Raw genomic sequence first — 22,518 nt, forward strand, 5'->3', positions numbered from 1 at the left:
CAAATACGTTCATCCTCGCCCGGATGGCTGCGTGGGCTTGGTGCTCGCGCCCTGGCGTGATTCCATGGACATTCCTGCTTGGCAGCCACCGGCAATTCCCCGATAGTAGGCGCCAGTGAAGCCATGAAAGATCGCCATGAACTGGAATGCATGCGCTGGCCTTGCCCTGCTGGCGCTGTGTGTGTGTGGTGCGGCCCGTGCCGAACCGGCTGAAGGCCAGCTCAAACTGATTGTCTGGCCTGGTTATGCCGAGCGTGGGCAAACCGACCTGCGCTACGACTGGGTGACGCCGTTTGAACGGGAAACCGGCTGCAAGGTCAGTGTGCGGGTGGCATTGAATTCTGACGAGATGGTCAACCTGATGAATCAGGGGGGCTTTGATCTGGTCAGCGCCTCAGGCGACGCCAGCCTGCGCCTGATCTTTGCCCGCAAGGTGGCCGCCCTGGATCCGGCGCGTGTGCCCGGCTGGGAGCAGATCGAGCCACGCCTGCGGCAGGGCAGCGGCTTGCAGGTGGCTGGCGCCACCTATGGTGTGCCCTTTGTCTGGGGCGCCAATATGCTGTTGTACGACAGTCGGCAGTTTCGGCAGGCGCCGGGCTGGTCGGCCGTGTTTGAGCCGCAAACCCTGGCTGATGGCCAGCCCAGTCAGGGGCGTGTGCAGATGCACCGTGGGCCGATGGCCATTGCCGAAGCTGCGCTGTATCTGATGAAACAGCGCCCGGCACTGGGTATTGTCGATCCATACGAATTGTCGCCCACCCAGTATGCCCAAGTGCTGGCGCTGTTGCGCCAGCAGCGCAACTGGGTGTGGCAATACTGGCAGGACCCGGAACAGCAGGTGCATGATTTTCGCCAGCAGACCCTGGCGTTGAGCACGGGCTGGGGGTATACGGCGCGTGCCTTGCAGCGCCAGGGCATCAGCGTGCGGGCAGTGATTCCGCGCGAAGGCGCCACTGGCTGGGTGGACAGCTGGATGTTGCACAGTCAGGCCGCACACCCGGTGTGCGCCTATCAGTGGATGGCCTATACCCTGCGCCCGCGTGTGCAGGCCATGGTGGCTGAATGGTATGGCGCCAATCCGGCCAATGCCCAGGCGTGCGCCTTGCGCGGGCCGGCGGGTGAGTCGGTGTGCGACGACAGCCAGCACAAGCGGTTTGCCGATTTGCACTTCTGGCGCACGCCACAGGCCAATTGCGCCAGCCAGCCGCGTTGTGTGCCCTATGCTACCTGGGCCAAGGATTATGCCCGGATCGTGGCGGGCCGCTGACGCCGGGCAGCCAGTGTTGTTTTACTGTTTTTGTCGGTTTTTTGTAGAGGGAATCGCCGGCCAACTGGTCGGCGCGTATCCGTAGACCGCCACAGGCGGCATGAGCCAGCAGCAAGGCTCCGGAACCCACGCGCGAGCCGGGTGGCCGCGCGCGTTGTCATCATGATGTCTTGACCCAACACACGGGGCGGCGCCGCCGCCGCACGGGAGAACCCATACAATGAGCACCACCACCAACGCCAGCTTGCAACAACGCAAAGAAGCCGCAACCCCGCGCGGGGTCGGCGTGATGTGCGGTTTTTACATCGACCGCGCCAAAAACGCTGAACTCTGGGACATCGAAGGTCGCCGCTACATCGACTTTGCCGGCGGCATTGGCGTGCTGAACACCGGCCACCTGAACGACAAAGTGGCCGCCGCCGTGGCCGCCCAAGCCGAGAAATTCAGCCACACCTGCTATCAAGTGGTGCCCTACGAGCTGTATGTGTCGGTGGCGGAAAAACTCAACGCCATCACCCCGGGCGACCACGCCAAGAAAACCTGCTTTTTCACCTCCGGCGCTGAAGCGGTGGAAAACGCCATCAAGATCGCCCGCAGCCACACCGGCCGTCCGGGCGTGATCGCCTTCTTTGGCGGCTACCACGGTCGCACCAATATGACCCTGGGCCTGACCGGCAAAGTGGCCCCGTACAAGCTGGGCTTTGGCCCCTTCCCGGGCGAAGTGTTCCACGCCCCCTACCCGAACCCGATGCACGGCGTGAGCGAAGAAGAAGCGCTCAAGGGCCTGGAAAAGATTTTCAAGTGTGACATCGATCCCAAGCGCGTGGCGGCCATCATCATCGAGCCGGTGCAAGGCGAAGGCGGTTTTAATGTCACCCCGAACAGCTTCTTGGCCGCGCTGCGCGCCATCTGTGATGAACACGGCATCCTGCTGATCGCCGACGAAGTGCAATCCGGCTTTGCCCGCACCGGCAAGATGTTCGCCATGGACCACACTGGCGTGATCCCCGACCTGATGACCATGGCCAAGTCGCTGGCTGGCGGCTACCCGCTGTCCGCCGTCACCGGCCGCGCCGAAGTGATGGACGCCCCGGCCGCTGGCGGCCTGGGCGGCACCTACGCCGGCAGCCCGCTGGCCCTGGCCGCCGCCGAAGCAGTGATGGACGTGATTGCCGAAGACAAGCTGTGCGAACGCGCGCAACTGCTGGGCGACAAGCTCAAGGCCAAGCTGGACAGCCTGAAGGCTGACATTCCGCACATCGCCCAAGCCCGTGGCCTGGGCGCCATGGTGGCGGTGGAATTCATGAAGCCGGGCACCAACACCCCGGATGCCGACTTTGCCAAGAAAGCCCAGCAATACGCACTGCAACACGGCTTGATCCTGCTGACCTGCGGCATGTACTACAACGTGATGCGCTTCCTGTTCCCGCTGACCATCGAAGACGCCGTGTTCGATGAAGCCATGGGCATCATGGAAGCCGCGCTGCGCCACGCCGCCGCCTGATTCTGCCGCCCGCCGGCCCACCCACTGGGTGGGCCGTTTGCCTGTCATCACCGGAAAGCCCGACATGCTGAATCTGAAAGACCCCGAGCTGCTGCGTCAGCAGTGCTATATCGACGGCGCCTGGGTGGATGCCGACAATGGCGCCACCCTGGATGTGACCAATCCGGCCACTGGCGAACTGGTGGCGCGCGTGCCGAAAATGGGCGCCGCCGAAACCCGTCGCGCCATCGAGGCCGCCGAACGCGCCTGGCCGGCCTGGAAGCGCAAAACCGCCAAAGAACGCAGCGCCATCCTGCGCCGCTGGTTTGAACTGATGATGGCCGCCCAGGACGACCTGGCCGCCATCCTCACCGCCGAACAAGGCAAGCCGCTGGCCGAAGCCAAGGGCGAAATCGCCTACGGCGCCAGCTACTTCGAGTGGTACGCCGAAGAAGCCAAGCGCGTGTACGGCGACACCATCCCCACCCATCAGGGCGACAAGCGCGTGGTGGTGCTGAAAGACCCGATTGGCGTGTGCGCTGCCGTCACCCCGTGGAACTTCCCCAACGCCATGATCACCCGCAAGGCTGGCCCGGCGCTGGCCGCCGGCTGCCCGATTGTGGTCAAGCCCGCCTCGCAAACCCCGCTGTCGGCGCTGGCGATTGCCGTGCTGGCCGAGCGTGCTGGCGTGCCGGCTGGCGTGTTCAGCGTGCTGACCGGTTCCGCTGCCGCGATTGGCGGCGAGCTGACCGCCAGCCCGATTGTGCGCAAATTCTCGTTCACCGGCTCGACCGAAATCGGCCGCGAACTGATTGCCCAGTGCGCGCCGACGGTGAAAAAAGTGTCGATGGAGCTGGGCGGCAATGCGCCGTTCATCGTGTTTGACGACGCCGACCTGGACGCGGCGGTTGAAGGCGCGATGATCTCCAAATACCGCAATGCCGGGCAAACCTGCGTCTGCGCCAACCGCCTGTACGTGCAGGCCGGCGTATACGACGCCTTCGCCGAAAAATTCGCCGCCGCCGTGGCCCAGCTCAAGGTCGGCAACGGCTTTGAAGCCGGCGTCACCCAGGGCCCGATGATCGACGAAAAAGCCGTCGGCAAAGTGGAAGAACACATCGCTGACGCCCTGGCCAAGGGCGGCAAGCTGGTGGCCGGCGGCAAGCGCCATGCCCTGGGCGGCAGCTTCTTTGAGCCGACCATCATCACTGGCGTGACCCAGGCGATGAAAGTGGCCAAGGAAGAAACCTTCGGCCCGCTGGCCCCGCTGTTCAAGTTCGACACCGAAGCCGATGTGGTGGCCATGGCCAATGACACCGAATTCGGCCTGGCCAGCTACTTCTACAGCCGCGACATCGGCCGCGTCTGGCGGGTGGCCGAGCAGCTGGAATACGGCATGATCGGCATCAACACCGGGATCATCTCCAACGAAGCCGCGCCGTTTGGCGGGGTGAAGCAATCCGGCCTCGGCCGCGAAGGCTCGCACTACGGCATGGACGACTATCTGGAAATCAAATACCTGCTGGTCGGTGGTCTGGACCGCTAAGCGCTGCTGACCAAGCCGTGTTGCGTGTACTGTCTGCTCGTGTGCCTGGCAGGCACGCTGCGCTGAGTTTGGTGAGCACCCGTTTGATCTTTCCTGTGTGACCCCGTGAGCCTGAAACGGCGCGCCCTGTTGGGTGCGCCGTTTTTTTGCCTCGCTGCTGGCTGCGCGGGTATGCTGGCCGCCGTCGACCCCGCGCCACAAGAAAGCCCCTGCCATGTCCACCCCCATCCTGATCAGCGCCTGTTTGCTGGGCGCGCCGGTGCGCTACGACGGCGAGCACTGCCGCCAGGATCACCCCTGGCTGCGCGCGCTGGCCGACGCCGGCCGGCTATTGCCTATCTGCCCGGAAGTGGCCGGCGGCCTGCCCACCCCGCGCCCGCCGGCCGAGCTGTGCGGCGGCGACGGCCACGCGCTGTGGGCCGGCGCCGCGCAGGTGCGCACGGCAACGGGTGAGGATCTCAGCGCAGCGTTTTGCGCTGGCGCCCGCGCCGCCTGCGCGCTGGCCGCACAACACGGCGTGCGGCTGGCCATCCTCAAGGCGCGCAGCCCGTCCTGCGGCTGTCGGCAGGTGTACAGCGGCCAGTTTGACGGCCAATTGCGCGCCGGCCAGGGCGTGGCCGCCGCCGCGCTGGCGACGGCCGGGGTGACACTGTTTGATGAACAGCAACTGACTGAGGCCGCGCGCTGGCTGGCGGCAAACGAGGCCGAGCATGCGCCGCGCTGACCGCCTGTATCGGCTGGTGGATCATCTGCGCGGGCGGCGTTGCGTCACCGCCGCCCAGCTGGCGCAATGGCTGGAAGTCTCCGAGCGCACGGTGTACCGCGATGTGCGCGACTTGATGGCCAGCGGCGTGCCGATTGAAGGCGAGGCTGGCGTCGGCTACCGGCTGTCGCGCCATCATCACCTGCCGCCGCTGATGTTCAGCGCCGACGAGCTGGCCGCGCTGCGGCTGGGCATGGCCATGGTGTCCACTTGGGGCGACCCGGCGCTGGCCGAGCTGGCAGCCAATGCCCAGGCCAAGATCAACGCCGTGCTGCCGCCCAGCGCCGCGCGCCAGCCGGCGGCGCAGCTGTTTGTGCCGGATTTGCACGATTACCCGGTGGCGCGGCTGACGCCGCTGCGCCGGGCGATTGCCGCGCGCCAGTATGTCGAGCTGGATTATTGCCGCGCCGATGGCGCGCTCAGCCGTCGGCGGGTGCGCCCGCTGGGGCTGTTTTTTTGGGGGGTGAGCTGGACGCTGGCCGCCTGGTGCGAGGCGCGCGATGAGTTCCGCAATTTTCGCATCGACCGCATGCTGGCCTGCACGCCGCAGACCGACACCTTCACCCCGCAAGCCGGGCGCACGCTGGAAGATTTTTTTCGGGCGGTGGGCGCCAGCCAGCCGCCCGCTGGCGGCTGATCAGCCCATCAAGCGCCGGGCGCGCATGCCGATAGCAAAATATTCGCCCTGACTAATCCCGAAAGCGTGCCCATGCGCCCCACCCTGCTGGCCCTGTTGTTGTCCTCGTTGCTGTCCACCGCCGCCCTGGCGCAAACCCCACCGCCGCCGCCGCCGGGCGGCCCGGCTGGCGGCCCGCCGCCTGGCGCGCCGGGTCCGCAGCGCTATTCGCTGGAGCAGGCGCTGTCCGACCAGGCGCAGCTGCACACCATCGCCTTCAGCGGCCTGGCCTTTTTGACCGGGGACTTTGCCAACGACACTTTTTTGCCGCCGGGCAAGGTGTCGGATTATTTTGGCTTTCAGTATATGCGCGACATCGACACCGCCAGCGGCGGCCATCAAGGCGCGTTTCTCACCCGCATTGCCCACGCCATGCTGGCCTTGCTCACTCCTGAGCAGCGCACGCTGTTGATTGAGCTGGCGCGGCTGCAACAGCCCGAGGTGCGCCGCTTTGCCGAGCGCCGCTTGCCCTTGATTCAGGCGTTTCGCCAGCAGCTGGACGGCCGGCCGTTGTCCGGGCCGGGGGCTTTGTCGCAGGCGGCGGTGATGAAATACTCCGCCGAGCTGTACGAGCTGGACGGCAAGCTGGCCTATCAGCGCGCCAAGGTGATGGCGCATATTGTGCGCAGCCTGGACGCCCAGCAGCGCCAGGCGCTGGCGCGCATGAAGTTTGGCGATTCGCGCACCTGGCCCAATGCGCCGGAAGTATTGGACAAGCGCCAGTTTTCGCACGATGTGCATGTGCTGGTGATGACCTACGCCAGCGAGATGTTCTCCTGGGCGGCCGGCTCGCTGGAGGCGGATGTGTATTTTTGCCCCGAGCGCCACGGCATGTATTTTGGCGGCTTTGGCATGAAAACCGCCCCGGCCATCGGCCGCCCGGATTACGCCATCAGCACCGCGCTGACCGGCGACAGCGGCCAGGCGCTGCTGGCCCTGCTCACCCCCGAGCAACGCGGCGCGCTGACCGAGCTGCCCGCCGCCCAGCGCGCCGACCTGGCCGAGATTGTGCGCCTGCGCCGACAAATCGCCAGCGAGCTGCGCAAGCTGCTGAACGGCGAGCCGGCCGACCAGGCCAAGGTGCTGGCGGCCTCGCGCCGCTATGGCGAATTGGATGGCCGCCTGTCCTGGCGCTATGGCATGGCCTTTGCCCGCATTCAGGCCAGCCTGAGCCCGCCGCAGCGCGCCCAACTGGCGCGGCTGCGCCCGCCAAGCGGGCCGGGCGAGCCGAAAGGGCCGTTTATTTATTCCGAGCCGGTGCGCAATTTGTCGGTGGGGGATTCCGGGTTTTTGTTCAGCCGTTAAGCTGACGCAGCCGGCGACGGATGGCCGCCCAGCGCCGTCGCCAGCGCTGGCCTCCCTGCTGGCGCCAGCCGCGCAACCGGTGCCGCCAGGCACGCCACTGTACGCGGGCCAGCCGCCAGGCGTATTGCTGGCGCACGCTGTCGTACACCACCTTGCGCCAGTGCAATAGCGTGGCGCGCACCCTGGCAAACCAGGCCAGGCTGAGCAGCGCCGGCTCGGCCGCGTGGTAAATCCGCGTGACCGCCAGCGTGCCTGCCGCCTTGGCCGCCAGCAGCACCCCCACCCCCGCCAGCACATGACCCTGCGACAGCAGGGCCACCGCCAGCAGTTTCACCGGCAAAATCGCCAGCCCCGGCAGCGCAAAGCACAGCAAGGCCGGATACGGCGACAAGCGCCCCACCCAGGCCTCGGCGCGCGCCACCCAGTCACGGCGCGCCAGCCAGCGCCCCAGCGCGCGCAAGTCATCGACAATCAGGCGCTCCAGGGCAAACAGCAGCACCGCCAGCACCGTCAACAGGGCGGTGACCCAGCCGCGCCGGCGCGGCGCCATACGCATAGACGGCATGATGTGTTCTCAGCAACAGAATGCGGTGCAGTGTGAGGGGCGTGCGGTAAAAAGCAAGTGCCGTGGGTGAATTTCTGTCTCGCCGCTCCCGGCGAATGGCGATGGTTGCCCGCCTGGCCGGCATGGTCCGCCGGTTGCGGTGATCCAGGGGCCGCCACGCGCTACAATGGCCGCCCAATCCCCCCTGACTGGAGCCTGTCATGCGTCCCGAACTTGTCAAAACCTGGCTACAGGACTTGCAAACCAAGATTGTCGCCGCGCTGGAAGCCGTTGACGGCCAGCCTTTTGTCCGCGACGGCTGGACCCGCCCCACCGGCGGCGGCGGGCTGTCCTGCGTGATCGAAAACGGTGGCGTGTTCGAGCGCGGCGGCGTGAATTTCTCGCACGTCACCGGCCCGGCGCTGCCGCCCTCGGCCACCGCTGCCCGCCCCGAGCTGGCCGGCCGCGCCTTTGAAGCCATGGGCGTGTCGCTGGTGCTGCACCCGCGCAACCCCTACGCCCCCACCGCCCACATGAATGTGCGCTACTTTGTCGCCACCGCCGAAGGCCAGGAGCCGGTATGGTGGTTTGGCGGCGGCATGGACCTCACCCCGTATTACGGCGAGGTGGACGACGCCGTGCATTTTCACCGCACCTGCCAACAGGCGCTGCACCCATTTGGCGAGCACTACCACCCGCAATACAAAGCCTGGTGCGACCGCTATTTTTACCTCAAGCACCGCGACGAACCGCGCGGCGTGGGCGGGATTTTCTTTGACGACCTGAATGAAGGCGGCTTTGACCACTGCTTTGCCCTCACCCAGGCGGTGGGCGAACACTTTGTGCCCGCCTACCTGCCCATCGTCGAACGCCGCTGCCAACGCCCCTACGGCGAGCACGAGCGCGACTGGCAAGCCTACCGCCGTGGCCGCTATGTGGAATTCAACCTGGTGTTCGACCGTGGCACCCTGTTCGGCCTGCAATCCGGCGGCCGCACCGAATCCATCCTGATGTCGATGCCGCCGGTGGTGAAATGGCGCTACAACTGGCAACCCGAAGCCGGCAGCGCCGAAGCGCGGCTGATGAGCGAGTTTTTGGTGGAGAAGGATTGGGTGTGAGGGTGAGGCCGGTAGCCACCTCTCATGACCGAATGACTGATGGAATGGATGGCCCATGTACGCATAGACGGACATGGGCTGTTTTTATGGCCCCAGCACAGCCTGATTGTCTGCTGCTGTCCGGTGTTGCGTGCAACGGCCACAATCCGCCATCCCTTGTCTGCCACTGTCCTTGTGCGCACCGGGTGATGCGCGCACTATCCGATAGTCGAATCTTGTGCAGCCAGTTTTGCGGCGGATTTGTACAAAATTTGCTGATGCCGGCCCGCAGTGCGCAACGCGCATGGCGCGGGCGGTGGGGTCAAATCGTCGCTTTGGCGAACAATTTTGGCGCGTTTTTGTACAAGTTGGTGGTTTCCGTGCGCGGCACATGCTGAATGGATGTTTAAAATATTGCCCAAGTGTTTGATTTTGCTCCTATAACGCGTTGCACAAATTCCATTTGCCGCATGGGGGGTGAAGTCTTACAATCGAAACATTTTCTTTATCAGTTCTGTAGGCTACGAAGCATGGAAAGACAGCAGTGGTTGCAGGGCACGCTCTACCGCCCGGACTTTGAACAGGACAGCTGCGGCTTTGGCCTGATCGCCCATATGGACGACAAGCCCAGCCATTGGCTGGTCAAAACCGCCATCAGCTCCTTGGCCCAGTTGACCCACCGTGGCGCTGTGGCTGCCGATGGCAAGTCCGGCGACGGTTGCGGCTTGCTGTTCCGCAAGCCAGATGGTTTTCTGCGTGAGGTGGCGGCTGAGGCCGGCATTGCGCTGAAATCGGTGTACGCGGCCGGTCTGGTGTTTTCCAACGCGCAGGACGGCGAACGTGTGTCGCTGACCCGCCTGACCGAGGCCTTGACCGCCCAGGGTCTGGAAGTCGCCGGCTATCGCGAGGTGCCGATTGATGTGTCCGCCTGTGGCGAATACGCGCTCAAGACCTTGCCGGCGATTCGCCAGGTGTTCGTCAATTGCCCGTTCGGCATGGACGAAACCCGCTTCCAGCTCGGCCTGTACATGGGCCGGCGCATGGCGGAAAAGGCCAACGCCGACGATCCGTTCTTCTACATTCCGACGCTGTCGCCGCACACCCTGTCGTACAAGGGTCTGGTGACGCCGGATAACCTGCCGGTGTTCTTCAAGGACTTGCAGGACGAGCGCTTCGAATCCAGCCTGGCGGTGTTCCACCAGCGTTTCTCGACCAACACCTGGCCGCAATGGAAGCTGGCGCAGCCGTTCCGCTTCCTGGCGCACAACGGTGAAATCAACACCGTGCAGGGCAACCGCAACTGGGCGCGCGCGCGCGAACAGATCATGCAGTCCGAGTTGCTGGACATGGACGCCGTGCGCCCCATCGTGCAGACCAATGGCTCGGATTCGATGAGCCTGGACAACATGCTGGAAGGCCTGCTGATGGGCGGCGTGCCGCTGTTCCGCGCCTTGCGCATGCTGGTGCCGCCGGCCTGGCAGAATGTGGACAGCACCGACAAGGATCTGCGCGCCTTCTACGAATTCAATTCGATGCACATGGAGCCGTGGGACGGCCCGGCCGGCATCGTGCTGACCGATGGCCGCTACGCCGGCTGTCTGCTGGACCGCAACGGCCTGCGTCCGGCGCGCTATGTGGTCACCAAAGACCGCATCCTGACCATCTCGTCTGAAGTCGGCGTGTGGGACTACAAGCCGGAAGACGTGGTGAAAAAGGGCCGGGTCAAGCCGGGCCAGATCGTTGCTGTGGACCTGCACAACGGCGAGCTGCTGCTGCCGGAAGACATCGACGCCATCCTGAAAAACGCCCAGCCGTATCGCCAGTGGATTCGCCATAACGCGCGCCATCTGGAAATCTCGCTGGAAGAAGATTCCACCATGCCGACCATGGCCAGCGACGAGCTGGCCCGCCAGCAAAAGCTGTTTGGCCTGAGCTTTGAAGAGCGCGACCAGATCATCCGCGTGCTGGCCGAAGACGCCCAGGAAGCGGTGGGTTCGATGGGCGACGACACGCCGATGGCGGTGCTGTCGCAACAGGTGCGTTCGCCGTTTGACTACCTGCGCCAGCAGTTTGCCCAGGTGACCAACCCGCCGATCGACCCGATCCGCGAAGCGGTGGTGATGTCGCTGAACACCTGCTTTGGCCCGGAACGCAGCATGTTCCAGGAGTCGCCGGAACACGCCAAGCGCCTGGAAGTGCGCTCGCCGCTGCTGTCCTACGAGAAGTTCACCTTTGTGGTGTCGCAGGCTGAATCGCAATTCCGCGCCGCGCGCTTTGACCTGAACTACGATCCGGCCAGCCTGGATCTGGAGCAGGCCATCCGCAAGCTGACCGCCGACGTCATCGCCGCCGTCAAGGATGGCGTGGTGATTGTGGTGCTGTCTGACCGCTGTATCGCCGAAGGCCGCCTGCCGATTCACGCGCTGTTCGCCACGGGCGCCGTGCACCATGCGCTGATCGACGCCGGCCTGCGCTGTCGCGCCAACTTGGTGATCGAAACCGGCTCGGCCCGCGACCCGCACCAGATCGCCAGCCTGGTGGGCTACGGCGCCACCGCCGTGTATCCGTACCTGGCTTACCAGACCATTCTGGACATGATCAACGCCGGCCTGATCCAGGCCGACCCGGTGGACGCGCTGCGCAACTACCGCAAGGGCATCAACAAGGGCCTGTTGAAGGTGCTGTCCAAGATGGGGATTTCCACCATCGCCAGCTACCGTGGCGCTCAGCTGTTTGAAGTGGTCGGCATGCACGATGAAGTGGTCGAGCTGTGTCTGCGCGGCACCGTGTCGCGCGTGTCCGGCTCGCGCTTCAGCGACTTTGAAGCCGACCAGAAAAAACAAGCGCGTCTGGCCTTCAATCCGATGCGCCCGATTGCCCAGGGCGGCCTGCTCAAATACGTCCACGGCGAGGAATACCACGCCTACAACCCGGACGTGGTGATGATGCTGCAAAAGGCGGTGCAGAACAGCGACTACGACGCCTACCAGACTTACGCGCACCTGGTGAACACCCGCCCGGTGGCCATGCTGCGCGACCTGCTCAAGCTGAACGCCGGCAACGCCATTCCGCTGGAAGAAGTCGAGCCGGTGGAAGCCATCCTCAAGCGCTTTGACTCTGCCGGCATGTCGCTGGGCGCGTTGTCGCCGGAGGCGCACGAAGCGCTGGCCGAGGCGATGAACCGCCTGGGCGGCCGCTCCAACTCCGGTGAAGGCGGCGAAGACCCGGCCCGTTACGGCACGGTGAAGATGTCCAAGATCAAGCAGGTGGCATCTGGCCGTTTTGGCGTCACCCCGCACTATCTGGTCAACGCCGAAGTGCTGCAAATCAAGGTGGCCCAAGGCGCCAAGCCGGGCGAAGGCGGCCAGCTGCCGGGCGACAAGGTCAGCCCGCTGATCGCCAAGCTGCGCTGTTCCAAGCCGGGCATCAGCCTGATTTCGCCGCCGCCGCACCACGACATCTACTCGATCGAAGATCTGGCCCAGCTGATTTTTGACCTGAAGCAGGTCAACCCGACCGCGCTGGTGTCGGTCAAGCTGGTGGCTGGCCCAGGCGTGGGCACCATCGCTGCTGGCGTGGCCAAGGCCTACGCCGACCTGATCACCATCTCGGGCTACGATGGCGGCACTGGCGCTTCGCCGCTGACCTCGGTCAAGTACGCCGGCACCCCGTGGGAGCTCGGCCTGACCGAAGCCCAGCAGGTGCTGCGCGCCAACGGCCTGCGCGGCCGCGTCCGCATGCAGACCGACGGCGGCCTGAAAACCGGCCTGGACGTGATCAAGGCCGCCATCCTGGGCGCCGAAAGCTTTGGCTTTGGCACCGGCCCGATGGTGGCGCTGGGTTGCAAATTCCTGCGCATCTGCCACCTGAACAACTGCGCCACTGGCGTGGCCACCCAGGAAGTCAAGCTGCGTCAGAAGCACTTCATCGGCTTGCCGGAAATGGTGATGAATTACTTCACCTTCATCGCCCGCGAAACCCGCGAGTGGATGGCCAAGCTGGGCGTGCGCAGCATGGAAGAGCTGATCGGCCGCCTGGATCTGTTGAGCATCGACGGCGCAGTGACCAGCAAGCAACAAGGCCTGAACCTGAGCGCGCTGCTCACCCAGGGCAATATCCCGGCTGACGAACCGCGCTTCTGCGTGACCGCCGGCAACCCGAGCTTTGACAAGGGCGAGCTGGCCGAGCAAATGGTGGTGGACGCCGAGCCGGCGCTGTCCTGCACGCAAGCCCAGGTGCTGGAATACCCGATCCGCAACATCAACCGCTCGATTGGCGCGCGCCTGTCCGGCGAAATCGCCCGCCGCCACGGCGCCGACGGCCTGCCGGACGGCATGCTGAAGGTCAAGTTCACCGGTTCGGCCGGTCAGAGCTTTGGCGTGTGGAACGCCAAGGGCCTGGCGCTGGAGCTGGAAGGCGACGCCAACGATTACGTGGGCAAGGGCATGGCCGGCGGTTCGCTGGTGATCTACCCGCCGAAAAACTCGGCCTTCGCCAGCAACGAAGCCATCATCGTCGGCAACACCTGCCTGTACGGCGCCACGGGCGGCGAGCTCTACGCCGCTGGCCTGGCCGGCGAGCGTTTTGGCGTGCGCAACTCTGGCGCGCTGGCGGTGATTGAAGGCGCGGGTGACCACTGCTGCGAATACATGACCGGCGGTTGTGTGATCGTGCTGGGCGAAACCGGCTATAACTTTGGCGCAGGCATGACCGGCGGCTTTGGCTTCGTGTACGACCGCGAAGAAAAATTCGCCTACCGCTACAACAACGAGCTGATCGACATCAACCTCATCAACGGCGAGGCGATGGGCCAGTACCGCGCCTTCCTGCTGGACAAGCTCAGCCGCCACGCCGAGCTGACCGGCAGCGCGCTGGCCGCCGAGATGGTGAGCAATTTTGACGATTACGTGGATTACTTCTGGCTGGTCAAGCCGAAGGCCGCCAAGCTCGACAGCCTGCTCAAGGACTGATGACGACGGGCGGCGCACGCCGCCGCCCGGCCGACAACGCATTAGCGCGCCGCCCGCCCCCCAGCTGGCGCGGCGTTTGCGAGGAACATGATGGGTGACGTATTCCAGTTTATGAATCTGCAGCGCAACCCCGGCGAAAAAATCGCCGCCGAGGTGCGCAAGCAGCAGTTTTTTGAAATCTACCAGCCGCTCAACACCGGCGAAGCCGGCGAGCAGGCTGGCCGCTGTCTGGGCTGCGGCAATCCCTACTGCGAGTGGGAATGCCCGGTGCACAACTACATCCCCAACTGGCTGAAGCTGGTCAAGGAAGGCAAGCTGTTTGAAGCCGCCGAGCTGTCGCACAAGACCAACAGCCTGCCGGAAATCTGCGGTCGCGTCTGCCCGCAAGACCGGCTGTGCGAAGGCTCGTGCACGCTGAACCAGGGCGGTTTTGGCGCCGTGACCATCGGCTCGGTGGAAAAATACATCACCGACGAGGCCTACAAGGCCGGCTGGCGTCCGGACGTGTCCAAAGTGGTGTGGACCGACAAAAAAGTCGCCATTATCGGCGCTGGCCCGGCTGGCCTGGGCTGTGCCGACGTGCTGGCGCGCAACGGCGTCAAGCCGGTGGTGTTTGACCGTTACGAAGAAATCGGCGGCCTGCTGACCTTTGGCATCCCCGAATTCAAGCTGGAAAAATCGGTGGTCAAGCGCCGCCGCGAGCTGATGGAAGGCATGGGCGTTGAGTTCCGCCTGAACACCGAAGTCGGCCGCGACATCACCATCGGCCAACTGCTGGGCGAATACGACGCCGTGTTCATGGGCATGGGCGCCTATCAGTACATGAAGGGCGGCTTCCCCGGCGAAAACCTGCCGGGCGTCAGCGAGGCGCTGCCTTTCCTGATCAACAATGTGCGCAACAGCATGGGCACGCTGGGCGACCAGCCGTTCGACAGCGCGGCAGGTCAGCGCGTGGTGGTGCTGGGCGGCGGCGACACCGCCATGGACTGCAACCGCACTTCGATTCGTCAGGGCGCGGCGCGCGTGGTGTGCGCCTATCGTCGTGACGAGGCCAATATGCCGGGCTCCAAGCGCGAAGTGGCCAACGCCAAGGAAGAAGGCGTCGAGTTCCTGTGGAACCGCCAGCCGGTGGAAATCCTGGAGCACAATGGCGCGCTGGGCGTGAAGCTGGTGACCACCCAGCTGGGCGCGCCGGACGCCAAGGGTCGTCGTGCGCCGGAAGTGGTGCCGGGTTCGGAAGAGATCATCGAGTGCGATCGGGTGATCGTGGCGTTTGGTTTCCAGGTGAAGCCGGAAAACTGGTTTGAAGCCGCCGGCATCAAGACCGACGAGCGCGGCCGCACGGTGGCCTCGGCCAGCCAGGCGTTCAAGCACCAGACCAGCAACCCGAAGATTTTTGCCGGCGGCGATCAGGTGCGCGGCGCGGATCTGGTGGTGCGCGCGGTGTATGAAGGCCGTCAGGCCGCGGAAGGGATGTTGGGGTATTTGGGGGTGTGGTAAGCCGGTAAGCCGATTGGGCTGCCAGTGATGTGTGCCGCGCCTGCGGCGCGCAGGGGCTGGGGTTTGATTTTGGGCGGGAGTTCGTCCCGCGGCCGACCTACTTTCTTTGCTTCGCCAAAGAAAGTAGGCAAAGAAAGGCGACCCCAGGACGCCCGCCCGTCCGCCGCCTACGGCGTCGGTGGTTCCTTGCGCTTCTCGAAAACCGGGGCCGCCACGGAATGGCGCGTCGGCTGCGCCGCCGCTTAGCCGTGGCGGACTTCTCCCCGGTTTCCTGCGATGCTCAGCGGGCTTTATGGGGCCCCAAACCCGGCTAAGCGCAAAGCCCTGACGTCTTGGCAAAAGATGGCTAAACACTACCTGTTTTTTGTTGCCTACCCTATAAACGACAAGCCCGCCTTTGGCGGGCTTGTCGTTTTTACAGCGATGCCATGCGGGTGTTTTGTGGCCGGGGCTTGAATTCAAAAAAACTGAACAAACCTGACAGAACATTCCGATATGGTTGGATGCAGCGGCGGTATATCCTGATGGTCATCAAGTAATACACACGTTGCTGGCGTATGGGGCGTCTGCGGCGTTGTACAGGAGATTTGACCATGACCACCATCCTGCAACTGAACGCCAGCCTGAGCCCGCAAGGGCAGTCCGACCAACTCGCCAACCGCTTGGTTGCCGCCTTGCTGGCCAAGCAGCCGGACGCCAAGCTGACGGTGCGCGATCTGGCGGCCCAGCCGCTGCCGCATCTGGATGCGGCTGAGGTCGGGGCGTTTTTCACGCCGGCTGAGTCGCGCAGCGCCGAGCAGCAGGCGCTGGTGGCGGTGTCGGATGGTCTGGTGGCCGAGCTGGCGGCAGCGGATGTGCTGGTGCTGGCTGTGCCGATGTACAATTTTGGCATTCCGTCCACCTTGAAAGCCTATTTCGACCGCGTGGCGCGCGCCGGGGTGACGTTCAAATACACCGAAACCGGCCCGGTGGGCCTGCTGAGCGGCAAGAAAGCCTATGTGCTGGCGGCGCGCGGCGGCATGTATCAGGGCACGGCCAAGGATAGCCAGACGGCTTACCTGAAGGATTTTCTGTCGTTCATCGGCATTGATGACGTGACTTTTGTCTACGCCGAAGGTTTGAATATGGGCGACGCCAATCGCGCTGCCGCGCTGGCGGCGGCTGAACAGCAGATTGCCCTGCTGACCGCCTGATTGCCTGTTCTCCCCGGCCATGCGCCCTGGTGGGCAGGTTCTGTTGATCCTGCCCGCGAGGGCGCTTTTGTATGATGACCGCCATGTCTATTTCCGCAGTTGCCGATGAGGCGCTGGCGTTTGCCGGCCCGGCCCGTTTGCCCACCCGTTGGGGCGAGTTCCGCATGTACGCAGTCAGCGAGCCGCATACCGGCAAGGAGCACGCCATGCTGGTGGTGGGCGATGATCTGGACAGCGACGAGCCAGTGTTGCTGCGCGTGCATTCTGAATGCCTGACCGGCGATGCCTTTCACAGCCGCCGCTGCGATTGCGGCGACCAATTGGAACGCGCCATGGCGGTGCTGGCCGAGGCGGGGCGTGGGGTGATTTTGTACCTGCGCCAGGAAGGGCGCGGCATTGGCCTGTTGGAGAAGGTCAAGGCGTATATCTTGCAGGAATCCGGCCTGGATACGCTGGACGCCAATCTGGCCTTGGGCCATCAGGGCGACGCCCGCGAATACGCGGTGTGCCAGCCGATGCTGGCCTATCTGGGGGTGAAGTCGGTGCGGGTGCTGACCAATAATCCGGGCAAGCTGGATGCGCTGGCGCCGTGGGTGTCGGTGGTGGGGCGCGTGCCGTTCTGGGGCGAGGAGGTGACGGATAATGCCGCGTACCTGGCCACCAAGCAGGCGCGCATGGGGCATTTGCCGGGCTAAGCGCGGCCCACAAAACCCGCCTGGCGTTCTTGTACTGTCTGCGGTCGTGCGCCTCGCCAGGACCGCTGCGCTGGGTTTTGTGAGCTGCTCTTAAGCGCGATTTACACAACCCTCCTGGCCATGTTTCGTGGGCCTGCTCGCGCGCGTTGCGCTGACGCGCTGAATGCTCGGCGCCGCCGTCGCCAGACAAAACGCCCAGGGTGTGAGCCCTGGGCGTTTGTGCTTTGCGGGGAGCGGATCGCGCGGGATCAGCCGAATTTGCCGGTGATGTAGTCTTCGGTGGCCTTTTGCTTGGGCGCGGTGAAGATTGCGTCGGTTTCGCCAAATTCGATCAGGTCGCCCAGGTACATATAGGCGGTGTAGTCAGACACCCGCGCCGCCTGCTGCATATTGTGGGTGACGATGGCGATGGTGTAGTTCTCTTTCAGCTCATGCACCAGTTCTTCGATCTGGGCGGTGGAAATCGGGTCCAGCGCCGAGGTCGGTTCGTCCAGCAGCAGCACTTCCGGGCGGTTGGCCACGGCGCGGGCGATGCACAGACGCTGTTGCTGGCCGCCGGACAGCGAGTGGCCGGATTGCTTGAGCTTGTTTTTGACTTCTTCCCACAGCGCGGCTTTTTTCAGCGCCCATTCGATGCGGTCGTCCATTTCGCTCTTGGGCAGACGCTCGTACAGCTTGATGCCAAAGGCGATGTTGTCGTAGATCGACATCGGGAACGGGGTGGGTTTCTGGAACACCATGCCCACCTTGGCGCGCAGCAGGTTGACGTCGATGTCGCGGCCGAGGATGTTTTTGCCGTCCAGCAGCAGCTCGCCTTCCGCGCGCAGGTTCGGGTACAGCTCGAACATGCGGTTGAAGATGCGCAGCAGGGTGGATTTGCCGCAACCGGACGGGCCGATGAACGCAGTCACCTTGCCGGCCGGGATGTTCATGTTGATGTTCTTCAGGGCGTGGAAAGCGCCGTAGTAAAAGTTCAGATTCTTGACCTGGAGCTTGATGGAGTCTGTCATGGTGTTCACGCCTTAGTGCGAAGAAGTTTGCTGGCTGCCGAACCAGCGGGCGAGGATGTTGAGGGTCAGCACGCTGAAGGTGATCAGCAGCGAGCCTGCCCAGGCCAGGGTGTGCCAGTCTTCATACGGACTCATGGCGAACTGGAAGATCACAATGGGCAAGTTGGCCATCGGCGCATTCATATTGGAGTTCCAGAACTGGTTGTTCAGCGCGGTGAACAGCAGCGGGGCGGTTTCGCCGGAAATCCGCGCCACCGCCAGCAGGATGCCGGTGATCACGCCGGCCTTGGAGGCGCGCAGGGTGACCGACATGATCACCTTCCATTGCGGCGCGCCCAGGGCGGAGGCGGCTTCGCGCAGGCTGTTGGGCACCAGGCGCAGCATGTTTTCCGTGGTGCGCACCACCACCGGAATCACCAGCAGCGACAGGGCCAGCGAACCCGCCCAGCCGGAGAAGTGCCCCACCGACACCACGTACACTTCGTAAATGAACAGGCCAATCACGATGGACGGGGCCGACAGCAGGATGTCGTTGATAAAGCGCGTGGTCGGCGCCAGCCAGCCACGGTTGCCAAATTCCGCCAGGTAAACGCCGGCCAGAATGCCCACCGGGGTGCCGATCAGCGTGCCAAACAGCGTCATCAGCAGGCTGCCGTAAATGGCGTTGGCCAGGCCGCCCTGACTGCCCGGCGGCGGGGTGATCTGGGTGAACACGTCCAGGCTCAGGCCGCCCAGGCCAAGTTTGAGCAGGGTGTAAAGAATCCACACCAACCAGAACAGGCCAAAGGCCACGGTCAGGAAGGACATGGTTTTGTTGAAGCTGTTTACCAGCCGGCGACGGCGGTACAGTGCGTTATCCATGGTTCAGGTCCTTTGTTCTTCTTTGGCTCAGGATTCCTTGCCTTCGCCAGCCTTCAGACGCAGCAGCAGCAGCTTGGAGCAGGCCAGCACGACAAAGGTGATGAAGAACAGGATCAGGCCCAATTCAATCAGGGCCGACAGGTAGAGTTCGCCTTCCGCTTCGGCAAATTCATTGGCCAGCGACGAGGCAATCGAGTTGGACGGGTTGAACAGACCAGCGGAGATTTGGTAGGCGTTGCCGATGACGAAAGTCACCGCCATGGTTTCGCCCAGCGCGCGGCCCAGGCCGAGCATGATGCCGCCGACTACACCGGTTTTGGTGTAGGGCAGCACCACATGGCGCACCACTTCCCAGGTGGTGGCGCCCAGGCCGTAGGCGGATTCTTTCAGCATCGGCGGCACCACTTCAAACACGTCGCGCATCACCGAGGCGATGAACGGAATCACCATGATGCCCAGAATCAGGCCGGCGGTGAACACGCCAATGCCCATCGGCAGGCCCTGAAACAGCAGGCCAATGCCAGGGATGGCGCCCAGGGTTTCCATCATCCACGGCTGCACATGGTCGGCAAACCACGGGGCAAACACGAACAAGCCCCACATGCCGTAAATGATCGACGGGATGCCGGCCAGCAGCTCAATGGCCACGCCCAACGGACGGCGCAGTTGCAGTGGGCATAGTTCAGTGAGGAACATGGCGATGCCAAAGCTGACTGGCACGCCGATGATCAGGGCGATGGTGGCGGTAATCAGCGTGCCGAAAATCGGCACCAGTGCGCCAAACTCCTGCGCCACCGGGTCCCAGGAGGCATTGGTGAGAAAGCCAAGGCCAAAGTGCTTGATGGCCGGCGTGGCGCCCTGGATCAGCGAGAGCAGGATGGCGGCCAGCAGGGCCAGCACCAGAAAGGCAAAGCAGCGCGTGATCAGCCGGAACAGCGGATCCAGGTTGGTGCGCGGCTTTTGCGTCGAGCTAGACAGTTGAGTGCTCATAAAAGCGTCTTATCCTGATGATGCGAAAGCCGGGGTGGCGCCCCGGCTTCTGAATGTCGACAGGTCAAGCCCGGTATCAGGCCGGACTTGCGCCAGCCGGGATTACTTCCAAACCGGCTTGCCGCTGGTGTCGGTGATTTGCTTCCAGCTGTCGCGAATCACCTTCTTGACGTTGTCCGGCATCGGCACGTAGTCCATGTCGGAGGCCAGCTTGTCACCCTGGCTGTAGGCCCAGTCGAAGAACTTCAGGCTTTCCAGCGATTGTTCCGGCTTGTCTGCCTTTTTGTGCATCAGGATGAAGGTGGCGCCCGTGATCGGCCAGCTGTCCTTGCCCGGTTGATTGGTCAGGATTTGATAAAAGCCATCAGCGGCTTTCCAGCTGGCGTTGGCGGCGGCGGCCTTGAAGGTCAGGTCATCCGGCTGCACAAAGCTGCCAGCCTGGTTTTTCACCGCAGCGTGGGCAATCTTGTTTTGCTTGGCGTAGGCGTATTCCACGTAGCCGATGGCGCCCTTGATGCGGGTCACGTAGTTGGCCACGCCTTCGTTGCCCTTGCCACCCACCCCGGTCGGCCAGTTGACGGCGGAGTTTTCACCCACTTTGGTCTTCCATTCTTCGGAGACGCGCGACAGGTAGTTGGTCCAGATGAAGGTGGTGCCCGAGCCGTCCGAGCGGCGCACCACGGTGATGTTCTGTGCCGGCAGGTTCACGCCGGGGTTGATGCTGGTGATGGCCGGGTCGTTCCATTTGGTGACCTTGCCCAGGTAGATGTCAGCCAGCAGCGGGCCGGTGACTTTCAGCTGGCCCGGCGCCACGCCCGGCAGGTTGACCACCGGCACCACGCCACCCATCACAGCCGGGAACTGGGTCAGGCCGGCCTTGTTCAGCTCATCCAGGGTCAGCGGTTTGTCAGAAGCGCCGAAATCCACCGTCTTGGCCTGAATTTGCTTGATGCCGCCACCCGAACCGATCGACTGGTAGTTCATGCCCACGCCGCTCTTGGCCTTGTAGGTTTCCGCCCATTTGGCGTACAGCGGATACGGGAAGGTCGCGCCTGCGCCGGTGATGTCGGCGGCAGCGGCGTAGCCGGAGAACATGGCGCTGCTCAGCGTCATGGTGGCAACCAGGCGAATGGTGGATTTCATGCGGTGCTCCCAGGGGATGAATGAGTTATTGCAAAGCGGTAGCCATCGTAGCGCTTCAAAATTGCAGATATATTACAACACGGTTTCATCTTTGCCCTGACTGGGCGACGATGGCTTGACCAGACGCGGCGCATACCTATAATGCCGCTCGGTGTCTGCTGTTGCGCAATGGGGTGTGGCGGCAGAAAATCTTCACGTTTTAGAGAGTGCTTCATGCTGAATGTCGCGACCGGAACCAAATGGGTGCTGGGCAACTGGAAAATGAATGGCCGGCTGGCCAGCAATCAGGCCCTGCTGGCGGCCTTGCTGACTGACGCCCAGGTGAACGTCGCCCATGTTGGCCTGGCCGTGCCGACCGTGTATATGGCGCAGGTGGCGCAGACCTTGTCTGGACAGCCGATGGCGTGGGGCGGGCAGGCGGTCAGCCGCTTTGCCGCCGACGGCGCCTACACCGGCGAGGTCAACGCCGCCATGCTGGCTGATCTGGGCGCGAGCTTTACCCTGGTCGGGCATTCCGAACGCCGCCAGTATTTTGCGGAAAGCGACGAAGTCTTGTCGGCGCAAATCCGTCATGCGCGCGAGGCCGGCTTGCTGCCGGTGGTGTGCGTGGGAGAGGGCCTGGCCGCGCGTGAGGCGGGCGAGCACGAGGCAGTGGTGGCTGCGCAGATCGACGGCGTGATTGCTGCATTGCAAGGCAGTGAGCGGGTGGTGGTGGCGTATGAGCCGGTCTGGGCGATTGGCACCGGGCTGACCGCTTCCTTGGGACAAATTGTCGCAATGCACGAAAAGATTCGGGCCTGCCTCTTGGAAAAATTGGCTTCCTCGTGTACTATTCTGGTTCTTTACGGCGGCAGCGTGAAGGCAGATAACGCGGCGGACATCCTCGCTTTGAGCGAAGTAGATGGCGTGCTGGTAGGTGGGGCTTCGCTGGTTGCGGAGCAATTCAGCAAGGTTTGCTACGGCGCTGCCAAATAGATAAAATATGGAAATTCTCAAAACGCTGGTCTGGATTGTGAATATGGCTGCCGCCCTGGCAGTGATCGTGCTCGTCTTGATGCAGCACGGCAAGGGCGCGGACATGGGCGCTGCTTTTGGCAGCGGCTCCTCTGGCAGCCTGTTTGGCGCATCCGGCTCGGCCAATTTCCTCAGCCGCACCACCGCAGTGTGTGCCGCTATTTTCTTTTCGACTTGCCTGGCGTTGGTGTTTCTCTCCACGCCGACCCCCAGCAACACGCTGGGCGTGATGTCCGGGCAAGTGGAAACCGTTGCGCCGGCCTCTCCTGCCGCGCAGCCGAATGGTCAAAACAAGCCGGGCCAGATCCCGGACTGATAAGAATAAAGCCGACATGGTGAAATTGGTAGACACGCTATCTTGAGGGGGTAGTGGCGAAAGCTGTGTGAGTTCGAGTCTCACTGTCGGCACCATATTCGAATAGGTCGTGTTCTGCGGCCTATTTTTAAAACAAAGGAGGCTT

18 protein-coding genes and 1 tRNA gene are annotated in these 22,518 nt (G+C 63.7%); 14 read left to right on the forward strand and 5 right to left on the reverse strand.

What is annotated here, in order from left to right:
* The first annotated feature begins 136 nt into the window (after positions 1–136).
* The 6 genes from DFR34_RS09535 to DFR34_RS09560 all read left to right on the forward strand — a co-directional run bounded on the left by DFR34_RS09535 (position 137) and on the right by DFR34_RS09560 (position 7,040).
* The gene (locus DFR34_RS09535; protein ID WP_110390919.1) at positions 137–1,267 is read left to right on the forward strand and encodes an extracellular solute-binding protein; all 1,131 of its coding nucleotides are present in this window, start codon (positions 137–139) and stop codon (positions 1,265–1,267) included.
* A gap of 220 nt (positions 1,268–1,487) precedes the next feature.
* Positions 1,488–2,771 (forward strand): 4-aminobutyrate--2-oxoglutarate transaminase, encoded by a 1,284-nt coding sequence (gene gabT / locus DFR34_RS09540; protein ID WP_110390920.1) that lies wholly within the window; start codon positions 1,488–1,490, stop codon positions 2,769–2,771.
* 64 nt (positions 2,772–2,835) lie between these two features.
* On the forward strand, positions 2,836–4,296 hold the full coding sequence (gene gabD / locus DFR34_RS09545) for an NADP-dependent succinate-semialdehyde dehydrogenase (protein ID WP_110390921.1): 1,461 nt from the start codon (positions 2,836–2,838) through the stop codon (positions 4,294–4,296).
* Between the two features lie 214 nt (positions 4,297–4,510).
* On the forward strand, positions 4,511–5,020 hold the full coding sequence (locus tag DFR34_RS09550) for a 2-thiouracil desulfurase family protein (RefSeq protein WP_110390986.1): 510 nt from the start codon (positions 4,511–4,513) through the stop codon (positions 5,018–5,020).
* Positions 5,007–5,696, forward strand: coding sequence for a helix-turn-helix transcriptional regulator (locus DFR34_RS09555; protein ID WP_110390922.1), 690 nt, complete (start codon positions 5,007–5,009; stop codon positions 5,694–5,696). The genes DFR34_RS09550 and DFR34_RS09555 overlap by 14 nt, the downstream gene beginning before the upstream one ends.
* Positions 5,697–5,768: 72 nt before the next feature.
* Entirely contained in the window at positions 5,769–7,040 is a 1,272-nt protein-coding gene (locus tag DFR34_RS09560) for a hypothetical protein (protein ID WP_110390923.1), read from the forward strand.
* Here the strand turns inward: DFR34_RS09560 and DFR34_RS09565 are convergent.
* Positions 7,030–7,605 (reverse strand): hypothetical protein, encoded by a 576-nt coding sequence (locus DFR34_RS09565; protein ID WP_146215113.1) that lies wholly within the window; start codon positions 7,603–7,605, stop codon positions 7,030–7,032. The two genes, DFR34_RS09560 and DFR34_RS09565, sit on opposite strands and share 11 nt — an antisense overlap.
* 200 nt (positions 7,606–7,805) lie before the next feature.
* On the opposite strand from DFR34_RS09565, the gene hemF reads away from it, so the two are divergent.
* The 5 genes from hemF (at position 7,806) to ribA (ending at position 17,039) form a co-directional block, all read left to right on the forward strand.
* The gene (gene hemF / locus DFR34_RS09570) at positions 7,806–8,702 is read left to right on the forward strand and encodes an oxygen-dependent coproporphyrinogen oxidase (protein ID WP_110390925.1); all 897 of its coding nucleotides are present in this window, start codon (positions 7,806–7,808) and stop codon (positions 8,700–8,702) included.
* A 509-nt stretch (positions 8,703–9,211) separates the two neighbouring features.
* A complete protein-coding gene (gene gltB / locus DFR34_RS09575) occupies positions 9,212–13,651 on the forward strand; it encodes a glutamate synthase large subunit (RefSeq protein ID WP_110390926.1) in 4,440 nt (1,479 codons plus the stop codon).
* Between the two features lie 90 nt (positions 13,652–13,741).
* On the forward strand, positions 13,742–15,151 hold the full coding sequence (locus DFR34_RS09580) for a glutamate synthase small subunit GltD family protein (protein ID WP_110390987.1): 1,410 nt from the start codon (positions 13,742–13,744) through the stop codon (positions 15,149–15,151).
* A gap of 593 nt (positions 15,152–15,744) precedes the next feature.
* Entirely contained in the window at positions 15,745–16,344 is a 600-nt protein-coding gene (locus DFR34_RS09585) for an FMN-dependent NADH-azoreductase (RefSeq protein WP_110390927.1), read from the forward strand.
* A gap of 83 nt (positions 16,345–16,427) precedes the next feature.
* The gene (gene ribA / locus DFR34_RS09590; protein ID WP_110390988.1) at positions 16,428–17,039 is read left to right on the forward strand and encodes a GTP cyclohydrolase II; all 612 of its coding nucleotides are present in this window, start codon (positions 16,428–16,430) and stop codon (positions 17,037–17,039) included.
* A 248-nt stretch (positions 17,040–17,287) separates the two neighbouring features.
* Here ribA and pstB read toward each other — a convergent pair whose 3' ends face one another.
* From pstB to pstS, 4 genes are all read right to left on the reverse strand, one after another.
* Positions 17,288–18,049: a phosphate ABC transporter ATP-binding protein PstB gene (gene pstB / locus DFR34_RS09595; RefSeq protein WP_110390928.1), complete on the reverse strand. Its 762-nt coding sequence runs from the start codon at positions 18,047–18,049 to the stop codon at positions 17,288–17,290.
* A gap of 12 nt (positions 18,050–18,061) precedes the next feature.
* Positions 18,062–18,910 carry a phosphate ABC transporter permease PstA gene (gene pstA / locus DFR34_RS09600; protein WP_110390929.1) on the reverse strand — a complete coding sequence of 283 codons (849 nt, stop codon included), beginning with the start codon at positions 18,908–18,910 and terminating at the stop codon, positions 18,062–18,064.
* Between the two features lie 27 nt (positions 18,911–18,937).
* On the reverse strand, positions 18,938–19,900 hold the full coding sequence (gene pstC, locus DFR34_RS09605) for a phosphate ABC transporter permease subunit PstC (RefSeq protein WP_110390930.1): 963 nt from the start codon (positions 19,898–19,900) through the stop codon (positions 18,938–18,940).
* A gap of 102 nt (positions 19,901–20,002) precedes the next feature.
* Positions 20,003–21,043 (reverse strand): phosphate ABC transporter substrate-binding protein PstS, encoded by a 1,041-nt coding sequence (gene pstS, locus DFR34_RS09610; RefSeq protein ID WP_110390931.1) that lies wholly within the window; start codon positions 21,041–21,043, stop codon positions 20,003–20,005.
* A 213-nt stretch (positions 21,044–21,256) separates the two neighbouring features.
* Here pstS and tpiA point away from each other — a divergent pair, with 213 nt between their 5' ends.
* The 3 genes from tpiA (at position 21,257) to DFR34_RS09625 (ending at position 22,468) form a co-directional block, all read left to right on the forward strand.
* Entirely contained in the window at positions 21,257–22,018 is a 762-nt protein-coding gene (tpiA, locus tag DFR34_RS09615) for a triose-phosphate isomerase (protein WP_110390932.1), read from the forward strand.
* 7 nt (positions 22,019–22,025) lie between these two features.
* A complete protein-coding gene (secG, locus tag DFR34_RS09620) occupies positions 22,026–22,373 on the forward strand; it encodes a preprotein translocase subunit SecG (protein ID WP_110390933.1) in 348 nt (115 codons plus the stop codon).
* A 10-nt stretch (positions 22,374–22,383) separates the two neighbouring features.
* Positions 22,384–22,468, forward strand: a tRNA-Leu gene (locus DFR34_RS09625).
* Positions 22,469–22,518 lie beyond the last annotated feature (50 nt).

The organism is Rivihabitans pingtungensis, from assembly GCF_003201855.1.
Lineage (GTDB): Bacteria > Pseudomonadota > Gammaproteobacteria > Burkholderiales > Aquaspirillaceae > Rivihabitans > Rivihabitans pingtungensis.

Coding starts and splice junctions, on each gene's coding strand:
- pstB (WP_110390928.1), bottom strand. CDS start 18,049: ATGACAGACTCCATCAAGCTCCAGGTCAAGAATCTGAACTTTTACTAC.
- gabT (WP_110390920.1), top strand. CDS start 1,488: ATGAGCACCACCACCAACGCCAGCTTGCAACAACGCAAAGAAGCCGCA.
- pstS (WP_110390931.1), bottom strand. CDS start 21,043: ATGAAATCCACCATTCGCCTGGTTGCCACCATGACGCTGAGCAGCGCC.
- pstC (WP_110390930.1), bottom strand. CDS start 19,900: ATGAGCACTCAACTGTCTAGCTCGACGCAAAAGCCGCGCACCAACCTG.
- pstA (WP_110390929.1), bottom strand. CDS start 18,910: ATGGATAACGCACTGTACCGCCGTCGCCGGCTGGTAAACAGCTTCAAC.
- DFR34_RS09585 (WP_110390927.1), top strand. CDS start 15,745: ATGACCACCATCCTGCAACTGAACGCCAGCCTGAGCCCGCAAGGGCAG.
- DFR34_RS09550 (WP_110390986.1), top strand. CDS start 4,511: ATGTCCACCCCCATCCTGATCAGCGCCTGTTTGCTGGGCGCGCCGGTG.
- DFR34_RS09555 (WP_110390922.1), top strand. CDS start 5,007: ATGCGCCGCGCTGACCGCCTGTATCGGCTGGTGGATCATCTGCGCGGG.
- DFR34_RS09565 (WP_146215113.1), bottom strand. CDS start 7,605: ATGCCGTCTATGCGTATGGCGCCGCGCCGGCGCGGCTGGGTCACCGCC.
- DFR34_RS09535 (WP_110390919.1), top strand. CDS start 137: ATGAACTGGAATGCATGCGCTGGCCTTGCCCTGCTGGCGCTGTGTGTG.
- gabD (WP_110390921.1), top strand. CDS start 2,836: ATGCTGAATCTGAAAGACCCCGAGCTGCTGCGTCAGCAGTGCTATATC.
- hemF (WP_110390925.1), top strand. CDS start 7,806: ATGCGTCCCGAACTTGTCAAAACCTGGCTACAGGACTTGCAAACCAAG.
- gltB (WP_110390926.1), top strand. CDS start 9,212: ATGGAAAGACAGCAGTGGTTGCAGGGCACGCTCTACCGCCCGGACTTT.
- DFR34_RS09560 (WP_110390923.1), top strand. CDS start 5,769: ATGCGCCCCACCCTGCTGGCCCTGTTGTTGTCCTCGTTGCTGTCCACC.
- ribA (WP_110390988.1), top strand. CDS start 16,428: ATGTCTATTTCCGCAGTTGCCGATGAGGCGCTGGCGTTTGCCGGCCCG.
- DFR34_RS09580 (WP_110390987.1), top strand. CDS start 13,742: ATGGGTGACGTATTCCAGTTTATGAATCTGCAGCGCAACCCCGGCGAA.
- tpiA (WP_110390932.1), top strand. CDS start 21,257: ATGCTGAATGTCGCGACCGGAACCAAATGGGTGCTGGGCAACTGGAAA.
- secG (WP_110390933.1), top strand. CDS start 22,026: ATGGAAATTCTCAAAACGCTGGTCTGGATTGTGAATATGGCTGCCGCC.